Origin of the sequence: Amphritea sp., assembly GCF_050300915.1 — a bacterium.
GTDB lineage: Bacteria > Pseudomonadota > Gammaproteobacteria > Pseudomonadales > Balneatricaceae > Amphritea.
In genome coordinates this window covers 25,544-45,870 of sequence record NZ_JBNKYN010000030.1, presented here as the reverse complement: position 1 = coordinate 45,870, position 20,327 = coordinate 25,544, and the positions used below count along the sequence as shown (strand labels likewise).

21 protein-coding genes are annotated in these 20,327 nt (G+C 49.9%); 4 read left to right on the top strand and 17 right to left on the bottom strand.

Going from position 1 to position 20,327, the window contains the following annotated elements; translation table 11 throughout:
* Positions 1-14 precede the first annotated feature (14 nt).
* The 4 genes from ACQY8X_RS10040 (at position 15) to ACQY8X_RS10025 (ending at position 3,954) form a co-directional block, all read left to right on the top strand.
* A complete protein-coding gene (locus ACQY8X_RS10040; RefSeq protein ID WP_428035004.1) occupies positions 15-1,040 on the top strand; it encodes a TRAP transporter substrate-binding protein in 1,026 nt (341 codons plus the stop codon).
* A gap of 9 nt (positions 1,041-1,049) precedes the next feature.
* Entirely contained in the window at positions 1,050-1,565 is a 516-nt protein-coding gene (locus ACQY8X_RS10035; protein ID WP_428035003.1) for a TRAP transporter small permease, read from the top strand.
* 30 nt (positions 1,566-1,595) lie between these two features.
* Positions 1,596-2,924 (top strand): TRAP transporter large permease, encoded by a 1,329-nt coding sequence (locus ACQY8X_RS10030; RefSeq protein ID WP_428035002.1) that lies wholly within the window; start codon positions 1,596-1,598, stop codon positions 2,922-2,924.
* Positions 2,925-3,351: 427 nt separating this feature from the next.
* Complete coding sequence (locus ACQY8X_RS10025) at positions 3,352-3,954, top strand: TetR/AcrR family transcriptional regulator (protein WP_428035001.1); 603 nt, start codon at positions 3,352-3,354, stop codon at positions 3,952-3,954.
* A 34-nt stretch (positions 3,955-3,988) separates the two neighbouring features.
* On the opposite strand, the gene ACQY8X_RS10020 is transcribed toward ACQY8X_RS10025, so the two are convergent.
* The 17 genes from ACQY8X_RS10020 to ACQY8X_RS09940 all read right to left on the bottom strand — a co-directional run bounded on the left by ACQY8X_RS10020 (position 3,989) and on the right by ACQY8X_RS09940 (position 19,679).
* Positions 3,989-4,918, bottom strand: coding sequence for an AraC family transcriptional regulator (locus tag ACQY8X_RS10020; protein ID WP_428035000.1), 930 nt, complete (start codon positions 4,916-4,918; stop codon positions 3,989-3,991).
* A 124-nt stretch (positions 4,919-5,042) separates the two neighbouring features.
* Positions 5,043-6,323, bottom strand: coding sequence for a TRAP transporter large permease (locus ACQY8X_RS10015; protein ID WP_428034999.1), 1,281 nt, complete (start codon positions 6,321-6,323; stop codon positions 5,043-5,045).
* A gap of 9 nt (positions 6,324-6,332) precedes the next feature.
* Positions 6,333-6,806: a TRAP transporter small permease gene (locus ACQY8X_RS10010; RefSeq protein WP_428034998.1), complete on the bottom strand. Its 474-nt coding sequence runs from the start codon at positions 6,804-6,806 to the stop codon at positions 6,333-6,335.
* A gap of 80 nt (positions 6,807-6,886) precedes the next feature.
* On the bottom strand, positions 6,887-7,918 hold the full coding sequence (locus ACQY8X_RS10005) for a TRAP transporter substrate-binding protein (RefSeq protein ID WP_091362279.1): 1,032 nt from the start codon (positions 7,916-7,918) through the stop codon (positions 6,887-6,889).
* A 180-nt stretch (positions 7,919-8,098) separates the two neighbouring features.
* Positions 8,099-9,094, bottom strand: coding sequence for an FAD-binding oxidoreductase (locus ACQY8X_RS10000; RefSeq protein ID WP_428034997.1), 996 nt, complete (start codon positions 9,092-9,094; stop codon positions 8,099-8,101).
* On the bottom strand, positions 9,094-10,122 hold the full coding sequence (gene dmpG / locus ACQY8X_RS09995; protein ID WP_428034996.1) for a 4-hydroxy-2-oxovalerate aldolase: 1,029 nt from the start codon (positions 10,120-10,122) through the stop codon (positions 9,094-9,096). Before dmpG ends, ACQY8X_RS10000 begins: the two co-directional genes overlap by 1 nt.
* Before the next feature lie 15 nt (positions 10,123-10,137).
* Positions 10,138-11,049 carry an acetaldehyde dehydrogenase (acetylating) gene (locus ACQY8X_RS09990; RefSeq protein WP_091360845.1) on the bottom strand — a complete coding sequence of 304 codons (912 nt, stop codon included), beginning with the start codon at positions 11,047-11,049 and terminating at the stop codon, positions 10,138-10,140.
* Between the two features lie 15 nt (positions 11,050-11,064).
* Positions 11,065-12,894 carry a feruloyl-CoA synthase gene (locus tag ACQY8X_RS09985; protein ID WP_428034995.1) on the bottom strand — a complete coding sequence of 610 codons (1,830 nt, stop codon included), beginning with the start codon at positions 12,892-12,894 and terminating at the stop codon, positions 11,065-11,067.
* Positions 12,895-12,930: 36 nt separating this feature from the next.
* Complete coding sequence (locus tag ACQY8X_RS09980) at positions 12,931-13,713, bottom strand: 2-keto-4-pentenoate hydratase (RefSeq protein ID WP_428034994.1); 783 nt, start codon at positions 13,711-13,713, stop codon at positions 12,931-12,933.
* Complete coding sequence (locus ACQY8X_RS09975) at positions 13,710-14,666, bottom strand: NAD(P)H-dependent flavin oxidoreductase (RefSeq protein ID WP_428034993.1); 957 nt, start codon at positions 14,664-14,666, stop codon at positions 13,710-13,712. Before ACQY8X_RS09975 ends, ACQY8X_RS09980 begins: the two co-directional genes overlap by 4 nt.
* Positions 14,663-15,445, bottom strand: a complete 783-nt coding sequence (hcaB, locus tag ACQY8X_RS09970) for a 3-(cis-5,6-dihydroxycyclohexa-1,3-dien-1-yl)propanoate dehydrogenase (protein WP_428034992.1) — start codon at positions 15,443-15,445, stop codon at positions 14,663-14,665. Before hcaB ends, ACQY8X_RS09975 begins: the two co-directional genes overlap by 4 nt.
* A gap of 7 nt (positions 15,446-15,452) precedes the next feature.
* Positions 15,453-15,992, bottom strand: coding sequence for a 3-phenylpropionate/cinnamic acid dioxygenase subunit beta (locus ACQY8X_RS09965; protein ID WP_205214225.1), 540 nt, complete (start codon positions 15,990-15,992; stop codon positions 15,453-15,455).
* Complete coding sequence (locus ACQY8X_RS09960; protein WP_091360681.1) at positions 15,989-17,338, bottom strand: aromatic ring-hydroxylating oxygenase subunit alpha; 1,350 nt, start codon at positions 17,336-17,338, stop codon at positions 15,989-15,991. The genes ACQY8X_RS09965 and ACQY8X_RS09960 overlap by 4 nt, the downstream gene beginning before the upstream one ends.
* 11 nt (positions 17,339-17,349) lie before the next feature.
* A complete protein-coding gene (locus ACQY8X_RS09955; RefSeq protein WP_091360683.1) occupies positions 17,350-17,688 on the bottom strand; it encodes a non-heme iron oxygenase ferredoxin subunit in 339 nt (112 codons plus the stop codon).
* Positions 17,689-17,693: 5 nt separating this feature from the next.
* A complete protein-coding gene (locus ACQY8X_RS09950; protein WP_428034991.1) occupies positions 17,694-18,536 on the bottom strand; it encodes a hypothetical protein in 843 nt (280 codons plus the stop codon).
* 5 nt (positions 18,537-18,541) lie between these two features.
* Entirely contained in the window at positions 18,542-18,826 is a 285-nt protein-coding gene (locus ACQY8X_RS09945; RefSeq protein ID WP_428034990.1) for a hypothetical protein, read from the bottom strand.
* 34 nt (positions 18,827-18,860) lie between these two features.
* Positions 18,861-19,679, bottom strand: coding sequence for an alpha/beta fold hydrolase (locus ACQY8X_RS09940; RefSeq protein ID WP_428034989.1), 819 nt, complete (start codon positions 19,677-19,679; stop codon positions 18,861-18,863).
* Between the last annotated feature and the right edge of the window lie 648 nt (positions 19,680-20,327).

The following is a 20,327-nucleotide window of genomic DNA, read 5'->3' as shown; positions in this document are numbered from 1 at the left end:
GAGGGAAACAACCGATGTTTATAATAAAAAAAGTAAAGTCTCTGACACTGATCGCTGTGCTGATGGGCCTCACCAATATCGCTGCCGCTGAAACCATTATGCGCGTTGCCAGCTGGCTGCCCCCCACTCATGTGCAGAATGCGGTGGTATGGCCAACCTGGGGTAAATGGATTGAGGAAGCCACTGAAGGCCGGGTTAAAATTGAGATTGAGTATGGTTTAGGCCACCCTAAAACCCTGTTTGAACTGGTGGAAGACGGTGTTGCCGATGCCAGCTTCAGTTACCATGGTTATGTTCCGGGTCGTTTTAAACTGGCACTGGGGGTTGAAGAGCCATTAATGGGAGCCTCCGCCGAAGCAGCTTCTGTTGCCTACTGGCGCGTGCATCAGAAATACTTTGCTGCCGCCAATGAACATGATGGCCTGACCGTGGCTGGGGTGTTTGTACATGGACCCGGCCAGATTCAGACGATAGAGCCTATCAGCTCACTGGCTGACCTTAACGGTAAGAAGATCCGTATCGGCGGTGGTGTGCCTGCTGAAATTGGCAGCCGTCTTGGGGTAACCCCGGTGGGTGCTCCGGCCCCAAAAGTTTATGAATTGCTGCAACAGGGTATCGTTGACGGTGTTTTCCTGCCGATCGCAGAACAGAAAACCCTGCGTCTGAGCGAAGTGGCCCGCAATGTGGTCGCTCTGCCTGGCGGTATGTATCTGGGTAGTTTCTCCATCTTTATCAACCCTGACTTTCTCGACAGCCTGAGTGACAAAGACCGTGAGGCGATCATGAGTGTTTCCGGTGAAAAACTGTCGGCAATGGCGGGTAAAGCCTGGGATAGCGCTGATAAAGAAGGTCTTAAAGCCGCTGAAGAAGCCGGTGTTAACATCGTCAACGTAACGGCAGACGATGCCTTTGCCAAAGACTTCAACAAGCTGGTTGAAGGTATGGACCAGATCTGGCTGGAGTCCGTAGCTGACCGAGGTGTCGACGCTGAATCTGCGCTGGCAGAGCTTCGTTCTATCGCCCACAGCTACCACGAGTAAAGGCTAACCATGTCATTTTCCGCCTGGATATCAGCGCATTATGAGGAGCAGGGGCCAGTAAAATGGCTGGCCTTTGCCCTTGAAATGATCGCTGCAACCACACTGTTTTTGCTGATGCTGCTAACCTGCTCTGATGTGGTTGGTCGCTACTTTCTATCGAACTCGATCGATGGCACAACCGAGCTGACCGAAATCGCGCTGGCGATTCTGATTTTTGCCGAGATGCCGGTGATTACCTGGCGGGGCGGACATGTTGTCGTCGATATCCTTGACCGGATGATGGGCCCCACAGTGATTAAACTGCTGGGACTATTTTCGGTATTCCTGATCGCTTCATCGCTCTATTTTATCGCCACACAGATTTACTTTCTGGCTGAGCGTTCATTTCGACGCAATGAGGTTACTGAATTTTTGCAATTGCCGGTCGGCTTAATCGTTGAATATATCGCCTTTATGAGCTGGATAACCGCAGCCACCCTGCTGAGCTACGGTGTTTACCGGCTGCTGTGGCTCTCCCGTGATTAACCGACACCACCTTAAACAGGTATATTTAGCATGACTGTTGCCCTGATTGGCTTTGCCATCCTTCTTATTCTGATTGTTATCCTCCGTATCCCTATCGCCTTTTCCATGGCGATCGTGGGATTCTTTGGCTTTGCCTATGTGCAGGGCCTGAATTTCGACACCTATGCAGATTTCAACTGGAACAGCGCCCTGTCAATGGCCGCCAAGCGGGTTATAAATACCGCTCAGGAATACAGTTTATCGGTTATTCCCCTGTTTATTCTGATGGGTAATCTGGTCACCAAATCAGGCTTATCCCATCAGTTATACCGGGCTTCGAACGCCTTTTTCGGCCATATGCAGGGAGGTTTGTCGATGGCCACGGTGGTTGCTTGTGGCGGTTTCTCTGCCATCTGTGGGTCCAGCCTGGCCACCTCGGCAACCATGGCTAAAGTCGCCATGCCACCGATGCGTAAATACGGTTATGCCGACTCACTTGCAACCGCCTCGATTGCGGCAGGCGGTACACTGGGTATTCTGATCCCCCCCAGCGTTATCCTGGTAATTTATGGTCTGCTCACTGAAACCAGCATCCGCGAGCTGTTTGCAGCAGGCTTTATCCCCGGATTTATCGGCATTCTGCTCTACCTTTGCGCAGTGCGGTTCGCCGTTTGGCGCAACCCGGAGGACGGCCCCTGTGGCGAGCGTCTCAGCTGGCCGGAACGTATTCAGGCACTGCAGGGTGTCTGGGGAGTGCTGATTCTGTTCAGTGTAGTAATGGGAGGCATCTACCTCGGGGTGTTTACCCCGACTGAAGCGGCAGGCATCGGTGCTGGCGGCGCGTTTATCATTGCGTTGTACCGACGCTCGCTAACACTGGCCAGTCTGTTTGATATTCTCACAGATACTGCCCGCACTTCAGCCATGCTGTTCGGTGTTTTGATTGGTGCGCTGATCTTTTCAAATTTCATCAATCGTGCAGGTCTGCCGGGTGACCTGCTGACACTGGTACAAAGTGTCGATGTATCGCCGATGGCGATCATTTTTATCATCCTGGGCATCTACATTGTGCTGGGCATGGTGTTTGAAAGCCTCTCTATGATGTTGCTGACCGTACCAATCTTTTTCCCACTGGTACAAAGCCTTGGATTTGATCTTGTCTGGTTCGGCATTGTCGTGGTAGTTGTCACCGAGATCAGTCTGATTACCCCACCCGTCGGGATGAATGTGTTTGTCCTCAGCGCGGTACTCAGAGATGTCAAAGCCAGCACCATCTTCAAAGGCGTAACGCCGTTCTGGTGCGCGGATATTGTCCGGCTTATATTGATCACACTTATTGCACCGATATCACTGTTTCTTCCTGAACTGCTTTATCGCTGAGCCGGAAATCAGCAAGAGAGTTATATTACCGCTGATTCAAACAAGTCCGGCATGTTGCAGATGAGATCGACGCAGATGCCATGGTGATATGATTGCAGTACTCACAGCAGTGTTGTTCAGTTTTTACTGGATTCAATAACGCATAACGTGATCCACAATTCAAAGCTTCCCGTGCCTATCCTGCCGGGATAAACCAACCTGATCTCTACAGCACTATTCCGCGACGATATAACCGGAATAGTGCTGCTTTCTTATCCAACCAGAGAATCTGTATCTCCTTGTTTCCATGTTCATTTAATCATCAGATTAGCGCCAGAAAAAATAGAAATAAAACCCCTGCCAATAACGCCGGAATGTGTTGACCACACATACCACAGTTGCTACTTTACCACTGTCTTTGACCTTCCATGCGAGCTGCAATAAATAGATGACTACACAGAAATTATCCCGCGAAGAATGGATAAATGCCGCCACTCAGGTACTCGCCACCAGCGGTATTGATCAGGTTCGTGTTGATAAACTTGCCAAGCAACTGAAAATAACCCGTGGGAGTTTTTATCATCACTTTAGCAGCCGCAATGATCTGTTAACCTCCATACTGGACAAATGGCGTTTACGGGCCACCGAATCGGTTATTGCGCGAATTCAAAGTGCCAGCAACGACCCGGTTGAACAGATCACCACTCTGATGAATCTGCCAATTACAGGCAAACGCTCTTTTGATGGTGCGTCGGTAGAGATCTCTATCAGAGCCTGGGCCCGGCGGGACAAACTGGCACGCTCAGCCGTGGAAGAGGTGGACAAATATCGTCTGTCTTTTATTAACAGTATTTTTAAGAATCTTGGCCACACCTCAGACCGGGCCGATGATCTGGCAAACCTGGTTTATTCCTATATTGTGGCGATGTCGCTGATACACTTTGATAATAAATTTGAGGAGCGCCGGGAGATGTCCCGGCGTCTGGCAGAGTTTTTATCTGATAATTGTCCCGTAAGCAAATGCCCTAAACGGAAAAACCAACCGGCTTAACTCAGACTACAGGCAGAATAAACCATTCTGCCGGTCATCTCCTGCTCGTTTGCGAAGGCGACTCACCAAAGTAATCACGATATACCTTTGCGAACCGGCCAAGATTATTAAAGCCGTATTCCAATGCTACCTGTGTAATATTTTTCATACTCTTCAGGTCAACCAACTCTCTATAAATACATTCAAGTTTTATATGACAGATGTATACCCGGGGACTCAAACCAAATTCATTTTTGAAAAGATGATACAGCGATCTCTCACTGACATTAATATAGGCAGCCAGATCCAAAGGCTTATACTCTTTACGCGGATCAGAGATTACCCAGCGACGAATCTTCTCAATCTTCGGGTTTTCGCAGTAGCTGACTTTATAAAATGGGTCAGCGTTATTCTCGAACCGCTGCAACAACAAGCATGAAAAGAAATGACGATACTGAACCTTCAGCTGTTCAGGCGTCTGACCCGGCTCAGCATCCAGCAGCGACAGGATCTGATGCTTCAGTACACCTAGCTGTTCCAGTTTAAATACATTCGGTTTAAACGCCAGACCGGATGCCCTCAGATGGTATCCCAGGTGAACCGCATCCTCTGTCAGGGTTTCAACAGGTATTCTGATTGTCACAATCTGACTGCCCGCATCCACTGCCGTATTCAGATTTTCTGAGGTGTTAACCAGGCAAAGATCACCACAGCCCAGAGATAATTCATCGCTCTTGAGCCAAAGGCGAGCTCCTCCTTGCTGAACAATTATCAACTGAAACCATCCGGGACTATCAGGTTCAGAAATATCGACAAACTGATCATAACTGCCCACACAAACCTGAATCATCCCCAGGGATTTCTTCATTATATAGTGTGGGGCCTGAGGAGGGTTACGGCGCTCTTTTTGAAGGACTGTTCCTAACGCGAACAGAGCATCCTGCTTCAAAAAGGTATCGTAAGAAAAGGCATTCACTACAGCCATGCTTACCTCCACAATTTATTATTGTTGTAAGAGTCATATTGAGCGTATGGATTAAGTTAACGAACAGATCTATCAATACTGAAAGCCTCTTGATCTGATTTAATCAAGGGCTTTCAATGACTATCTACTGAACCAGAATTAAAGAGATAGATGGCACTAATACAATCAGAGCTAAGCGAAACAGATCTGCAATAACAAAGGGGAAAACCCCTTTAAAAATGGTTTTCAGTTCGACTTGCGGTAATACCGATTTGAGTACAAAACAGTTCAAACCCACCGGTGGACTGATCAGACTGATCTCGGTGGCGACGACCACCACAATGCCAAACCAGATCAGATCCATTCCCATACTGGACACAATCGGATAAAACACCGGCACCGTCAGCAACAGCATCGAGATCGATTCGAGCACGGCCCCCAGCAACAGGTATATTGCAATAATGACGAACAGCACGCCTAACAAGCCGAACCCCAGACTATCGATCCAGTCGACCACGTCATAAGGGAAGTTAGACACATTCACCAGATTGGCAAAAATCAGCGAACCGATCAGAATCGCAATCAGTGATACGGATGTCACCGCACTATCTTCCAGTGCATCACGCATCCGCTGCCAGTCAAACTTGCCACGCAGGAACGTCAGAAAAATTGCGCCAACAACACCGACGGCTGCCGACTCCGTTGGGGAGAAAAATCCGAAGTAAATGCCGCCTAATACAATCGAAACCAGCATGGTAAACGCCCACAGCTGACGGATCGCAGCAAAGCGTTCTTTGAATGTCGCTTTTTCCCCTGAAGGACAGCTACCTGGTTTCAGATAAGAGATAACAATGATGGCGAGACAGTACATCACAATACCGATCAGGCCTGGAATAACACCGGCGACAAACAGCTGACCGATATCGGTCTCCGTTATAATGCCGTAAAACACCAGCGCGATAGAGGGGGGTATCAATATCCCCAGGGTTCCACCGGCGGCGATAACCCCTGTCGCAACCTCCTGACTATAGCCATAGCGAATCATCGAAGGGTAAGCAATTTTTGACATGGTTGCCGCGGTTGCAAAACTGGAGCCGCAGAAGGTGCTGAAACCACCGCAGGCGCCAATGGTGGTAATCGCAAGACCTCCACGCATATGCCCTATCAGTGCATAGGTCGCAGCATAAAGCTCTTCGGCCAATCCGGATTTTGCAACGATATTACCCATCAGAATAAACAGCGGGATAACGGCAAATTCGTAGGAGATAACCGTTTCAGACGCGATACTGCCCAGTTGACTCAGTGCAGCTCCCCAGCCCTGATAATAAGCCAGCCCCAAAACACCAACAGAGCCGGTAGCGACCGCGATAGGCACGCGTAAAAACAGCAGTGCAAACAGCACTACAAATGTGATCAGAATAATCATGACAGAATCCTAGAAACCAGAATTTCGTTTAGGCGCAGAAACAAACAGGCTGACCCAGGCAATAAGGGCAAAGACACTTACCACCAGTAACACCTTCCACTTCATCACACCCAGAAAAAGGAAAACATCACCAAATTTGTAGGACTCCTCCACCTGCATAAACAGTGTGATCACCAGCGTGGTGTAAAAGACGCATTCAATCAGATAGACAAACCAGAAAATAATTTTGCCAAAGGTACCTACATAAAACTTATCCAGCAGATCTATCGTGATATGACCTTTGGTTTTGTGCACATGGTAGAGGCCCGAATAAAACATGATAGCCAGCGAGATCGAGACCACCTCGTATGAAAACCCGAGAGGAGTATCAAAAACGGTGCGGCCAACCACGTCGACAAAAATAACTAACGCCATCAGCAACGCAGCCACAATCGCTATTTTCGAGCAAAGAACTTCCAACACTTTGAGAACGGATAAAGGCATAACAGCATACTCTTATGAAACCGCCTCCCGGACTGCCCGTTATCAGAGCCGATAAAGCACAGTCAGGAGGCGGTGAAACATCATTTCATCGCTTCAAGTTCAGACTTGTAGTAGTCCATTGCTTGCTGACCATCGACACCCTCTTTCTCCGCCTCTTTCAGCCAGTTTTCACGGGCTGGGGCAAATACCGTTGTCAGAGATGAGATCAGTTCAGGAGAGGCAACCCGGTATTCAGCCCCCAGACGAGCTTTCAGAGCAGCTCTTGCCTTGACGTCATTTTCATCCCAGAGTTTACCCATCAGAGCAGACAGCTTTTCACCCGCCAGATCCATAATCGCCGCCTGATCCGCCGGGCTGATCATCTCCCATTTATCTTTATTCATGATGATGAACGCGGAGTTTGAATACAGTCCACCGGGGATCTGCGTCACATGGTTGATATATTTGTCGACTTTAAAGCCGGTCAGCAGCTCATCCGACAATGCTGTGCCATCAATAACACCACGGGAGAGGAATTCACGCAGTTCCACCAGAGAACCGGAGATAGGGATAACATTCAGCTCTTTAAGCGCATTCGATACCACCGGGGTCTGAACCCGGATCTTCAGCCCATCCAGATCTTTAGCGGACACAATCGCGCTATCTTTGGTATGCAGGTTGCCGCCGGAAGTGACATGCACCGCCAGGGTAACGACATCATCATGCATCCCGCTTGGTTTGAAATATTTGTTGAAGGTACGCCAATACGCTTTAGAACTTTTCTCGGCATCGAGGTTATCAAATGGAAACTCAACCATCTCACTCAGCGGAAAGGCACCCGGTGTATATCCGTGAGGCCCCCAGGCAACATCCGCAACACCATTAACCACCGCCTGGTAGTTTCGGGTAGGCGGCGCAAGCGGTTTTGCAGAAGGACGAATTTTTACCCGACCTTCCGTGGCATCTTCAACCTGCTTAAAAAACTTTAACAGACCGTCAACCTGCGACCAGTGAGTGGGTGGAAACCACTGGTTGTAACGAAGCGTAAGGGTTTCACTTGCCTGAGCAATAGTAGCGGAACTCAGTGATGCACAGATCAGTGCTGCTCCGATAAAAGTTTTCTTAAGTAGCATAGCCGTTCCTCGGTTTTATTATGATTAAATGGAACACGAAAAAATTATTTCACAATACAGTAGTGTATGTCTATATTATTAAAAAATATTTATTATCTATAAATATATTATTTTTCAATAACTTGAATTAGTGCTATAGAATTAAAAATAAGTTCATAACCGTATGTTATGGATTATAACTCAGACAAAAGCATCGCTATAGAAGCGATCCGGATCCAGCCCACAGAGTTCAACGAAATCACGCCGGGCTGAGGAAACAACAATAGGCGCACCACAGGCATACACCTCATAAGCCGACATATCCGCAATATCATCGACAACCGCCTGATGAACAAAGCCCGTGCGGCCGTTCCAGCCTTCATCAACACTATCGGAGAGCACCGGAATATATGAAAACCAGCGATTCTGTTCTGCCCATTGCTGACAAAGCTGATCCATATAAAGGTCCTGCTGGCAGCGCCCCCCCCAATAAAGAGCAACCGGACGGGTATTACCACGGGCAACCAGATCCATCATCATCGACTTAACGGGCGCAAAACCGGTACCACTGGCAACCATAATGATCGGGCTCTCCGAATCCCTGACATAGAACGTGCCATAAGGCCCCTCGATGGTGACCATCGCTTTGGGTTTCAGCTCATCAACGATAAACGGGCTGACTGCGCCATCCGGCATCTTCCGCACGTGCAGCTCTATCAGCCCTTCGGCATCCGTACTGGCCATGGAATAGCTGCGGGTGTCATAACCTTTGACGGTCAGGTCGAGATACTGACCGGGTTTAAAGGCAAAATTGATCCCCGGTGCGGGCGCTATTTTAAGCACCGCAACATCATCAGATAACGCCTCTTTAGCCATGGTTCTGCCAGCACACTTTTGCACACTGATCCCTTCCAGCTCGGTGACCTCAGGCGCTTCAATCACCAGATCAGCGGTTGCATGTCCGACACACATCAACCCGGTTTTACCCTCAAGATCACTCTGCTCCAGCTTGATGTTGTCAGGATCAGCGTAGCTGACAGCGCCTGACAGAATCGGGGCCCGGCACTCGCCACACTGGCCATCGCGGCAGCTGTGTTTTAGCGTGATACCCGCTTCCAATGCCGCTTCCAGGATGGTTTGAGACGCCTCAACCGTGAAGGACTTATCCGCCGGTTCAATCTGTACTGTCATAGCCATCAGATTAACCCCTTCTCTTTTGCCATGGTCAGTGCCAGGTCTTCAATCATATCTTCCTGCCCGCCAACAGTGCCGCGACGGCCCAGCTCGACCAGAATGTCCCGGGCCTGAATGCCATACTTCGCTTCCGCCCGTTTCGCAAACAGCAGGAACGAGGAGTAAACACCGGCAAAGCCCAGTGTCAGCGCGTCACGATCCACCCGGATCGGCTGATCCATCATCGGTACGATCAGGTCTTCCGCGACATCCATAATCTTGTACAGATCGATGCCGTGCACCGCTTCCATCCGTACCAGTGTAGCGACCAGCACCTCCAGCGGGGTGTTACCGGCACCGGCACCTAACCCAGCCACCGAGCCATCGATACGCCCGGCACCGGCATCAATGGCCGCCAGGGAGTTGGCGACCGCCATCCCCATGTTGTGGTGGCCGTGGAAACCCACCTCAATAGAGGAATCCAGTTCAGCCCGTAACAGACCGATCTTCTCGGTCACTTCATCCGGCAGCATGTAACCGGCGGAGTCGGTGCAGTAGATGCAGTTAGCGCCGTAGGAAACCATCAGCCGCGCCTGTTCGAGAATCTTCTCCGGGCTGGCCATGTGCGCCATCATCAGGAAGCCCACCGTATCCATCTCCAGTTTGGCGGCCAGACCGATGTGCTGTTCGGTGACATCGGCTTCAGTGCAGTGACTGGCCACCCGGATAGTATTCACACCCAGATCTTTCGCCATGCGCAGGTGATCGACCGTGCCGATCCCGGGCAACAGCAGGGCGGAGACTTTGGCATTTTTCAGTTTCGGAATAACAGCACCGAGATACTCTTCATCGCTGTGCGCCGGGAAACCGTAGTTCACCGAGGTGCCGCCCAGGCCATCACCGTGGGTGACCTCGATCAGCGGCATACCCGCGTCATCCAGTGCCGTGGCCACATTCACCATCTGTTCCAGCGAGATCTGGTGACGTTTGGCGTGCATCCCATCCCGCAGACTCATGTCGTGGAGGACTACTTTTTTACCTTTCAGATTCATTGTTTTCTCCTCCACTTAGCCGCGTGCTGGCAGGGTAATGTTGCCGTTAGCGGCTTCTTCCGCAAACATCTCAGCGGTGCGCAGTCCTGCTGCGGTCATGATGTCCAGGTTGCCGGCATACTTCGGCAGATAATCACCCAGACCTTCCACTTCCATAAACATAGAGACGCGGTTGCCATCAAACACCGGGCCGTTAACCAGGTGATAACCGGGTACATATTTCTGCACCTCTTTCACCATGGCGTGAACGGAGGCGGTAATCGCCGCCTGATCCGGCTCGCCTTCGGTGAGACAGTGCACGGTGTCGCGCATCATCAACGGGGGCTCAGCGGGGTTGATAATGATGATCGCTTTACCTTTCTTCGCGCCGCCGACCTTCTCGACAGCACCGGCGGTGGTGCGGGTAAATTCATCGATATTTTTGCGGGTACCAGGGCCCGCAGACTTAGAAGAGACGGTGGCGATAATTTCACCGTACTCAACTGGCTGTACGCTGGATACAGCGGCGACCATCGGGATCGTTGCCTGGCCACCGCAGGTGACCATATTGACATTCATCTCCAGGTTTTGTGCGTGTGCCCGCAGGTTGACGGGTGGCACACAGAAGGGGCCAATCGCCGCCGGTGTCAGGTCGATCATGATGACGCCCAGTTCGTTCAGCTTACGGCTGTTCTCGGCATGAACATAGGCCGAGGTAGCATCAAAAGCGACGCGGATATCATCTTCGATGACGTGCGGCAGTACCCCATCAACGCCTTCAGCGGTGGTTTTAATACCCATCTCACGGGCGCGTTTCAGGCCATCGGATTCCGGGTCGATACCCACCATCCAGACCGGTTCGATCCACTCAGACCGTTTCATCTTCATCAGCAAATCAGTACCGATATTGCCCGGCCCGATAATCACTGCTTTCAGTTTCTTACTCATCGCTCACACCACCCACTAAATAATGCTAAGAACTAATTCAGACGAACTTTTTTTATAGATTTCATCAACCGAGTCACTTCGGTTCTCCAGCATTTTTCGCTGATTCAGACTGCCCTTATCGGTTATTTCACCCAGCTCCAGATGAGGCAACTCATCCAACACCAGTAACTTACACACCTTCTGAGAAGAGCCTTTAGCGGAGGATGACATCTGTTCAAGCGATGTTTGCAACGCCGCTCTGACGTCCGCGACGGCAAACAGCTCATGACCACTCATCCGTCCTTCGGTATCACCCGCCAGCTGACGCATTTTCGGTCCGGGAATCACCATCAGACTGATATAATCCTGGTTATGCCCGACCACGACACCATCTGAAACCAGATCGCCGAAGTTCTGATACATCCGTGAGCGGATAGACGCAACACACACCCAGGTGCCCGTACTGAGTTTGAAGTCTTCGGACACACGTCCATCAAACAGAATACCTTCGGATGGGTTGTCTCTGTTTTTCAATTTGCCGGCATCACCGATGCAGTAGAAACCCAGCTCATCAAAAGCAGCAGTGGTGGCTTCAGGGTCATTGAGGTACTGTTCAAACACAATCGGACCTTTAATGCGCATCTCCAGCTTGGAGCCATTCGGTACAAAACGAATCTGTACACCGGGGAAAGGCACACCGATGTTGCCCGGCTTATCCAGTCGCCAATGCACATTAGTAATCGCAGGAGCCGTTTCAGTCGCGCCCCACTCCGTGGTGAAGAACACATCGTGCCCCACCTCTTCCGCCATCCGCTTAAGATCATCCCAAACCGACGGCGCCAGCGCTGCCGCCGCGTAAAACAGCATGTTGATATTGGAAAAGAATGTCTTTTTCAGCTCTTCATCCTGCTGCAGATGCTCCACCAACACTTCATAGCCTTTAGGCACATTGAAGTAGAGATTCGGCTTAATCTCTTTGATATTTTTAAGCGTTTCACCAATCAGATTTGGCACCGGTTTGCCATTATCGATATACAGCGAACCACCGTTGCGCAGCACCAGGTTGAAGTTGTGGTTTGAACCAAAGGTATGACTCCAGGGAAGCCAGTCCAGAATCCGGGGAGCTTCCTGCTCAATAAACGGGTAATACTGCGCAATCATCTGCTGGTTGGAACACATCATTCGCTGGGTGACGACCGCAATTTTTGGCTTTCCGGTCGAACCCGATGTCAGCATATACTTGGCGTGGGTATCACCATCCAGTGTCTGAAACAGCGCTGACACCGCTTCCGTTGCCGGAGTCTCAATCAGTGACTGAAACGTAATGGCATCAGAGTCCACGTCTGACTTTTGCGAGGTAATGAAAAGACTGATCTGCTCACACCCCTGGATAGCCGCTGCAAACGCCGCCTCATTGTCGGCATACACCGCACAGGGTCTGAGTCGCTCAATCGTGCCGTGAAGCTGCTCATAGGTTTTCGCCACCAGCGAGTAGGCAACGGATATCGATGTCACAGGGATACCGATATGCATCGCAGCCATCATCATCAGCGCATGATCAACTGAGTTTCCAGACAGGATAACCAGCGGCCCTTTGCCAACCAGTCCCAGGTTAATCATCCCCTGTGCAATATTATGAACCTGATCGCGACACTGACGGTAGGTCAGTGTACGCCAGCCTTCGCCCTGCCGTTCTGCCAGGACAACCTGATCGGGCCGTTTCTCTGCCCAGGTTTCCAGCCAGTCGCCTGCGCAGCGCTCATAACTGTCTAACGGTGTTTTTGACTGAATGATAAATGAACCATCATCACTCAACAGCATATCAACAGATGTTTTCGGCATCTGCGAAAAAATATCGGCACCCATAACAAACCTTCTTTCATATTTTTTATAGTTATTCAGCTATTCTGCTTTCAGACTAATCTCATCCAGACCTTCAAAACGGAAAGAGTACTGCTGACCAGGTATCAGACTGACCATCGGCGCCAGAGCGCCCGACAGAACAATCTGACCTTTACGTATTGGTGTGCTGAGTTCTATCAGCTTTTTTGCCAGCCAATAAGCCGATAGCAGCGGACTCCCCAGGCAAGCAGATCCCCGCCCGCTGGCAACACATTCATTATTGGAATGAATCGCCACGGCCAGTGCTTCAAAATCCACACCCTGCGGTGAAAAGATCCGTTTGCCCGGCATATACAGGGCAGAAGAGGCATTGTCAGCAATGGTATCGACGATGCCGATCTTCCAGTCCGCAACCACCGAATCAACGATTTCGATGACCGGGAAGAAGTAGTCGATCGCGGATAACAGCTCCATAAAGGTCAGATTGTCTTTATCCAGATCCTCTTTAAAGCAGAAGCCAATTTCACCCTCGGCTTTGGGCGCAATCAGCCCACTACAATCAACCGATTCACCACTCAACACTTCCATATCAGCGAACAGCACACCGTAATCGGGTTGATCAACGCCCAGCTGTTGTTGCACCGCTTCAGAGGTGAGACCGATCTTATAACCGACCACTCTGCCACCTTCATCGAGTCTGCGCTGATTAACTATCGACTGAATCTGATAGGCATCATCGATGCTTAGCTGCGGAAAATCAGCGGATACTGGCGCGATAGCCGTTGCAGTTTTTCGCCCCTGAAGGATCGATTCCGCAATCTCTCTGTAGTGACTACTGCTCATGCCAGATACCCGGCGGCAATCGCCTGAGACCGTTTCAGCGCATCGGTAAACTCATTGTAAAAACGCTCGGTAATCCCGGTGGCGCTTTCAATAGCGGTGGTACTACCAACGCCCTGTCCCGCCGACCAGACATCCTTCCAGGCTTTATTGGCTGTCGAAATATTGCCGGAGAAATCGATTCTGGCATCGTTGCTGGCGTCAGGATCAATGCCCGCTTTATCCAGGCTGGCCTGCATCCAGTTTGCCAGCACACCGCTCACTGCTTTGGTTTCCACAACACCTTCAATATCGGTATCCACCAGCATCTGCTTGTATTCATCACTGGCAAAACTTTCAGTTGCGGCGATATAACGGGTACCACTGGCAACAAAGTCTGCGCCCGCCACCAGCATGGCCGCCACATCAGAGCCGTGAGAGATACAGCCGGCAATCCCCAGCGGACCATCCCAGAACTGACGTACTTCAGCGATAAAAGCGAGTGGGTTGTAACGCCCGGTGTGTCCCCCCGCCCCCTGAGTGACCAGAATCAGGCCATCCACTCCGGCATCGGCTGATTTCTTTGCCATACCCGGCGTAATAACATCGGCATAGACTTTACCGCCGTAGGATTTGACCACCTCCATCACCCGCTTCGGCGACCCCAGCGCCGTTGACACAATGGCGGGCTGATATTTGCGCACCAGCTCAATCTCAGCATCAAAACGATCGTAGGAGGAGTGCACAATCATATTGAACAACCAGGGCAGTGACTGGCTATTCAGCTCACCATGGACCTGAGCCATCCACTCATTCAGGGTTTCAACCGTCCGGGCATTGGCTGCAGGTAAGCTGCCAATCACACCACTCTTTGAGCTGGCAATCACCAGTTCCGGCGAAGAAACCAGAAACATCGGCGCCACAATCAGCGGTAGTTTAAGGCGACTAAACAGCGCTTTTTCTTGTTGTATACTCATCGGGCTATCCAACCTCCATCACTGTGGATAACAGTTCCTGTGGTCATCGGGGACTGTTCATTTGCAGCCAGAAGGACATAAAGGGCAGTATGGTCCTCAGGGCTTGCAATCTTTTTTAATGGCACGGCATTCGCCGCATTTTCATTAAAATCAGGGATATGATTCAGCGGCCGGGCCTTACTGGAGATACCCTCAACCGACTTCATCTCAGTATCGGTTGCCCCGGGAGAGACACCGTTTACACGGATCTCCGGCGCAAGTTCATAGGCAAGTTGTTTAATCAGGCCGACTACCGCGTGCTTGGATGTCACGTACAACACCCCACCGCCACCGGGGTAAAAGCCAGAATTAGAAACCGTCAGGACGATGCTGCCATGGTTCTGCTTAAGCTGATCCAGCGCCGCTTTCACCCCGTTCATATACCCCAGCACATTGACCTGAAACAGCTTGTTGAAACTGGCCTCAAGCTTCTCTGGCGCAATACGGGAAAGCGGCGCAAAAAAATCAAACAACGCCGCATTGCCAACAAAGATATCGAGTTTGCCAAAACGTTCAACCGCCAACTCCACCACTTTGTGGTTATCGCTGTAGTTGGTGACATCACCGCAGACAGAACAGATCTCATCCGGATAGCGCGCCTGCAGCTGAGCAAGCTTTTCCTGATTCAGGTCCAGCACCGCTACTTTAGCGCCCTCCTTTATGAACCGCTCAACCACGGCCCGGCCGATGCCCTCAGCACCACCGGAGATAAACGCGACTTTGTCTTTCAGAATCGTCATAAATCCCTCACAGGAAAGTATTGATATTCTTGCAACTCAGCGTCGCATTCGGCATCAGAATCAGACGCTTACGGATCTTGAAACTGTCTCCGCTTTTCACCAGCAGGTCACGGCGACGTCCAAAGATGACGTATTCCTCATCCTGTCCACGACTACGCACACTCTGGAATACTGAATAGACCAGCAGCTCTGATTCAGACTCGCCCTCAAACACTTCAACATTTGACAGGGTATGAACATTGCGGGTAGCCGGATTTTCAGCCCAGGCAGACGGTTGGGCAAAGCGGGCCACACGGCGACTCAGATCGGTCATGTTGTCATCAAAAAACGCCATATGATTGGGGTCATAAAAACCTTCGCTCAACAGGTTTTCTCGGCGACGGTTTTCAATTCCCGGCATCCAGTAATGAATATCATCGGCCATTAGTGTTAACCATTCGCTAAAGCGTTCTTCATCCAGTAAACGGTATTCCATATTCAGGAAACCGGTGACTTTGTAATGCATCTCCATTGAAACCGGAGTCAGCTGTTGATCTTTGCTGTTCATTTCTCCACCTCCGCTTTACCTTTATTACGATTCGGGACTTCGGCCCAACTCTTTGCTTGCAGCAGATCCTGCCAACGCTGATAAAACGCCCTTGAATTAGCTTCATTCAACTGGCCTTTATAGACATTGGCGGGAAGGTCTGTATCTTCCAGATAGGTATCCATCCCCAGACCGATAAAGAGATCCTGTTTCGCGGTCACTTTACCTTTCGCCGTCTTAGTGCAGTATTCCCAGTTTTCACCGTCATCCATCTCAAACACACCGGTAGGCGAGAAGGTCATCATTGCACCTTTACGCCATCTGTCTTTAATGTCCTGAGGTGCACTTTTATTCACCACCACCCAGGTAAAGAGTTCGATTTTGTTAGGCCCACGGGGCTGCCATATACGCACCGTGTTCTGTCCCGCGAGGAATGAGAAGTTAGGGAAGATGGTGCAGGAGGAAACCGAACCGATCATATTTGAACGGAATTCACCCAGTCGCTCAGCCACGGATGGCTTAATGGTATGCAGATACTTATTTAACTGAGAGTCCCCCAGTACGGCGACATTGCCGACGGTATCCAGCGCAAATTCATAACCGTGGCCGTTCCAGTTAACGGAGTAGGATTCGTCAAAATCACTCACTTTAGCAACCGAACCACCCAGCATAGCCCGCGCTGCAGAGTCATGTGTCCAGCCTGCGTGGAGGATATCGCCGACAAAGTTTTCCGCCGCGATTTTCCAGTTACACTCATAGGTAGAGCGGATACAACCACCGACAAACTCAGTGCCCCCCTCCTGATTATCAAACAGTGAATCGAGGTACCAGGTCATTGGCCCCAGATACTCTTCAAGGGTTGGGCTGTCCGGATCAAAGGTTGCAAAAATCAGCCCTTTGTATGAATCAACCTTAGCAACCTCTTTCAGACCCCACTTCGACTTATCAAAATTACTGTCTTCATAGATGCCTGATTCATGCTGACCAATCAGATTACCCTCAACATTGAAAGACCAGCCATGATAGTTACAGATAAAGCCACGGGTGGACCCTGACTCAGAGAAGCAGACTTTGTTACCTCGGTGTGGACAGGCATTCAACAGCACCTTAACGCCGCCACTTTTCTGCCGAATAACGATAACCTCATCTTCACCCATCGTGGTGGTGATATAGTCACCGGTTTTTTTAATCTGAGACTCGTGTCCGACAAACAGCCAGCAGCGGGCAAAGACTTTTTCCAGTTCCTGTTCATAGATCTTCTGATCGTAGAAAATTTCACCGGAAATACGGCCACCTTCAATATCACATACAGACTCTATGCCTTCCAAACAATCTGTCGTATCTATCGTTTTTATCAAGTTGCTCATATCAGGTACCTTTACGCTTTAGCAATAATGTTTTCATCGACTTCAATGACTGCAAAAACCTCATCACCCACAACTTCGACAGGATATGTTTGCAAATCAGTTTCACAGGGAAACCCCTGCGCCTCGCCGCTTGGAATATGGAACATTCCCCAGTGCACAGGACAGACAATCATGTCATCCTCAATATCGCCTTCCGCCAGGGAAGCGGTTGCATGGGTGCACAGATCAGCGGTCGCATAGAACTGGCCACCCAGGTTATACACAGCGATATCGCCAAACGTATTATTCTCAATTTTCTTAACCTGGTTTGCTTCCAGGTCAGTGGCTTTACACAGATAGACTTTTTCCATGGGACTCAACTCGCTCTCAGTTCCATAAATCCAAGTCCGGTTACCCATTCAGGCACCGGCTGGTACTCAATCAGTGATACTGTGCCAGCGCCAACGGCTGCCATGGCACACACGAAGTTACGCAACTCCATCGCGCCATTCCCCCCCTGCTCCAGAATCTGCTCATCAGAGAGCGCGATCATCTGATCCAGATCCTGGTTGCAACAGAGGTCGATAATCCGCTGATCAAACTCAGGGTTTACCTTGCCCGACTCTTTAACGCCGACCCAGTGACTGATACCGCCACTGCCTATCACCGCGACATTTTCATCACTGTCAAAACGACTAACAGACGCAGCAATCTGCTCGCCCAGTTCGCGGCAACGTTTCATCGAGATAAAGGGGTCAACCGCACTGCCCAGATAGACTGGAATCGCTTTGATTTCACGACCACTGATCGCTTCAGCGCGCTGAACAATCAACTGATAAGGAATAGAGAACGCATGATCGGTCGTAAATGAACGGGCCACGGCCCAGTCGAATCCCTGCTCTGCACCATCGCTGGCAATAAAGCTGGCCAGCGCTTCGTTGTTATTGACCAGTGCCTTGTTAAGTCCTGGCAGACGGTCAATCGGACCCTCAACATGGCCAGTACCAATACAGTATTTTGGCAAACAGGTTGTACCAAACAGCATGTAGTGATCGTTGCCCACAATAATCACCGTGGTGACATCCGTCGCTGCAAGATTCTGAGCGCAGGTTTCATATGCTTCCCAGGCCTTATCCGCGACAGTTTTGTCAGGGGCGTTGGGTGCAACAAACATGATAGGATCGTGCGGTACTAAAAAACCGCCTACAATTTTTGCCATCTTTATTACCCCTTTATCGATGCCGAGTAGCTGCTCTCAGACCCGAGCTTTTTGTTATAAGTCACCATGCTTTTATCGGGCGACATCTCAATCCAGTACCCCATGGTCAGCAGCGAGCTGACACCGACCTGCTGCAGTTTTTTCACATCAAAACTGAGAATCATCTCGACATCATCAGCATCCAGAGGAAAACGGCTGAGGTACTTTTCGGGATTTTCTTTAAATTTCTCTTTTGAAAATCTGTCCACTGACAGACTCCAGAGAACGCGTTCCAGCACATCTCTTTTCATTGTTATTCTGAGCCCCGCTGTTGCTTCTTAATATTCATTTGCTGACAAAGTTACGGATGCAGGCGAGGAATTTTTCCCGCTGCTCGGTCTGAACCCAGTGGCCGCATTGCCCAAAGACAAACAGATCGGCACCAGGAATGTTCTCCACCAGGGTATAGCCACACTGCAGAGGGACAACATGGTCTTCTCTGCCATGCAGAACCAGTGTCGGCGCAGTGATATGCTGAATAGCTTTAACCGGGAACGCTTTCACCATAGTGACGCCCTCCTCTGCCGGTTTTGGCAGAAGCTTACGCAACGCCCCCTGCGCACCAGGCCGGGCACTGGCTTCATAGCGGCTCTGGACAAGCTCGTCTGTAATCAGGGATTTGTTATAGGGAAACAGCTCCATCAGAGAGCGCATATTCTCGATAGATGGCTCATACAACCAGGCGCCAGCTAACCCTTTAGTCTGTTCAAAGGTTCCCGCTGGGGTTCCTAACAGAACCAGCTTATCCAGGCGTTCAGGATTAAACAGCGCCAGGCCGATACCCACAGCACCACCAAAAGAGTTGCCTACCAGCGAGACCTTATCGACACCGATAGCATCAAGGAATTTAACCAGATGGTTGGTCCAGAACTTAATATCGTACTGAGTTCCCTCTTTAAACTCGGTAAAACCAAAACCGGCAATATCAGGAACGATGACATCGTAATCAGCAGACAGCTCATCAATCAGCCCTCCCCAGTTAGTCCAGCCAGACACGCCCGGCCCGGAACCATGTAACAGAACCAATGGATTGCCCGATCCTGCCCGGTAGTAACCCGTCTTATGATCCGCCGCCTGGATAAACTTACGTTCGCTCTCTTTCACAATGCCGCACCTCTAAACATACATAACTGTATGCGTAATACTAACAACAGAATCCGGCTTGTCAACAAAAAAATACACAACTGTATCTTTTCTTGAGAAACGCATCACCTTCTAGAAATATAGCCATAACTTACTGTTAATAAAGGAATTAACTGCATATCGGCCAATAAAGGCAGCGTAAAGAAACCATAGAAAGACGGGTAAAAACTGCTTAAAAAACAAACATAAATACATATATGTATCTTTTTAATTAAGACACAGTCCTATCGCTAACCTGATGGATGAATCGACACCCAACAACCAGGAGCGACTGACAGACGCTCAAAAAAAGCCTGCCAGCCACATGCCCCGGATTTCATATTTTCATAGATAAAATCCGGCCGCTCTATCCCCCACAGGGCTCTTTGCGGCGGCCAGTTCAAACCAGCAATGAAGCAAGATAGGAAGGATTCATCGTCTTATATTCACTAAGAAACGATAAATATGAGATAAAACTAATTTGAACTTATAGATATGAAGTTGTCTGAGAATTAACCGAGTAGTGTCATTGATCTGACATAAGCCCCCAGCGGTCATTTAATAGATAAAAGCAGGCAGTCAAACTTAATATAACTAAAAAAAATACGACTCGTATTCTACCTACTAACA

Bases quoted from the DNA above. Each gene is read 5' to 3' on its own strand.
- ACQY8X_RS09960 (WP_091360681.1), bottom strand. From the start codon at position 17,338: ATGAGCAACTTGATAAAAACGATAGATACGACAGATTGTTTGGAAGGC.
- ACQY8X_RS09945 (WP_428034990.1), bottom strand. From the start codon at position 18,826: ATGAAAAGAGATGTGCTGGAACGCGTTCTCTGGAGTCTGTCAGTGGAC.
- ACQY8X_RS09980 (WP_428034994.1), bottom strand. From the start codon at position 13,713: ATGAGCAGTAGTCACTACAGAGAGATTGCGGAATCGATCCTTCAGGGG.
- ACQY8X_RS10000 (WP_428034997.1), bottom strand. From the start codon at position 9,094: ATGGCTATGACAGTACAGATTGAACCGGCGGATAAGTCCTTCACGGTT.
- ACQY8X_RS09955 (WP_091360683.1), bottom strand. From the start codon at position 17,688: ATGGAAAAAGTCTATCTGTGTAAAGCCACTGACCTGGAAGCAAACCAG.
- ACQY8X_RS10020 (WP_428035000.1), bottom strand. From the start codon at position 4,918: ATGGCTGTAGTGAATGCCTTTTCTTACGATACCTTTTTGAAGCAGGAT.
- ACQY8X_RS10010 (WP_428034998.1), bottom strand. From the start codon at position 6,806: ATGCCTTTATCCGTTCTCAAAGTGTTGGAAGTTCTTTGCTCGAAAATA.
- ACQY8X_RS10030 (WP_428035002.1), top strand. From the start codon at position 1,596: ATGACTGTTGCCCTGATTGGCTTTGCCATCCTTCTTATTCTGATTGTT.
- ACQY8X_RS09950 (WP_428034991.1), bottom strand. From the start codon at position 18,536: ATGGCAAAAATTGTAGGCGGTTTTTTAGTACCGCACGATCCTATCATG.
- ACQY8X_RS09990 (WP_091360845.1), bottom strand. From the start codon at position 11,049: ATGAGTAAGAAACTGAAAGCAGTGATTATCGGGCCGGGCAATATCGGT.
- ACQY8X_RS10025 (WP_428035001.1), top strand. From the start codon at position 3,352: ATGACTACACAGAAATTATCCCGCGAAGAATGGATAAATGCCGCCACT.
- ACQY8X_RS10035 (WP_428035003.1), top strand. From the start codon at position 1,050: ATGTCATTTTCCGCCTGGATATCAGCGCATTATGAGGAGCAGGGGCCA.
- ACQY8X_RS09985 (WP_428034995.1), bottom strand. From the start codon at position 12,894: ATGGGTGCCGATATTTTTTCGCAGATGCCGAAAACATCTGTTGATATG.
- ACQY8X_RS09965 (WP_205214225.1), bottom strand. From the start codon at position 15,992: ATGAACAGCAAAGATCAACAGCTGACTCCGGTTTCAATGGAGATGCAT.
- ACQY8X_RS09975 (WP_428034993.1), bottom strand. From the start codon at position 14,666: ATGAGTATACAACAAGAAAAAGCGCTGTTTAGTCGCCTTAAACTACCG.
- ACQY8X_RS10040 (WP_428035004.1), top strand. From the start codon at position 15: ATGTTTATAATAAAAAAAGTAAAGTCTCTGACACTGATCGCTGTGCTG.
- hcaB (WP_428034992.1), bottom strand. From the start codon at position 15,445: ATGACGATTCTGAAAGACAAAGTCGCGTTTATCTCCGGTGGTGCTGAG.
- ACQY8X_RS10005 (WP_091362279.1), bottom strand. From the start codon at position 7,918: ATGCTACTTAAGAAAACTTTTATCGGAGCAGCACTGATCTGTGCATCA.
- dmpG (WP_428034996.1), bottom strand. From the start codon at position 10,122: ATGAATCTGAAAGGTAAAAAAGTAGTCCTCCACGACATGAGTCTGCGG.
- ACQY8X_RS10015 (WP_428034999.1), bottom strand. From the start codon at position 6,323: ATGATTATTCTGATCACATTTGTAGTGCTGTTTGCACTGCTGTTTTTA.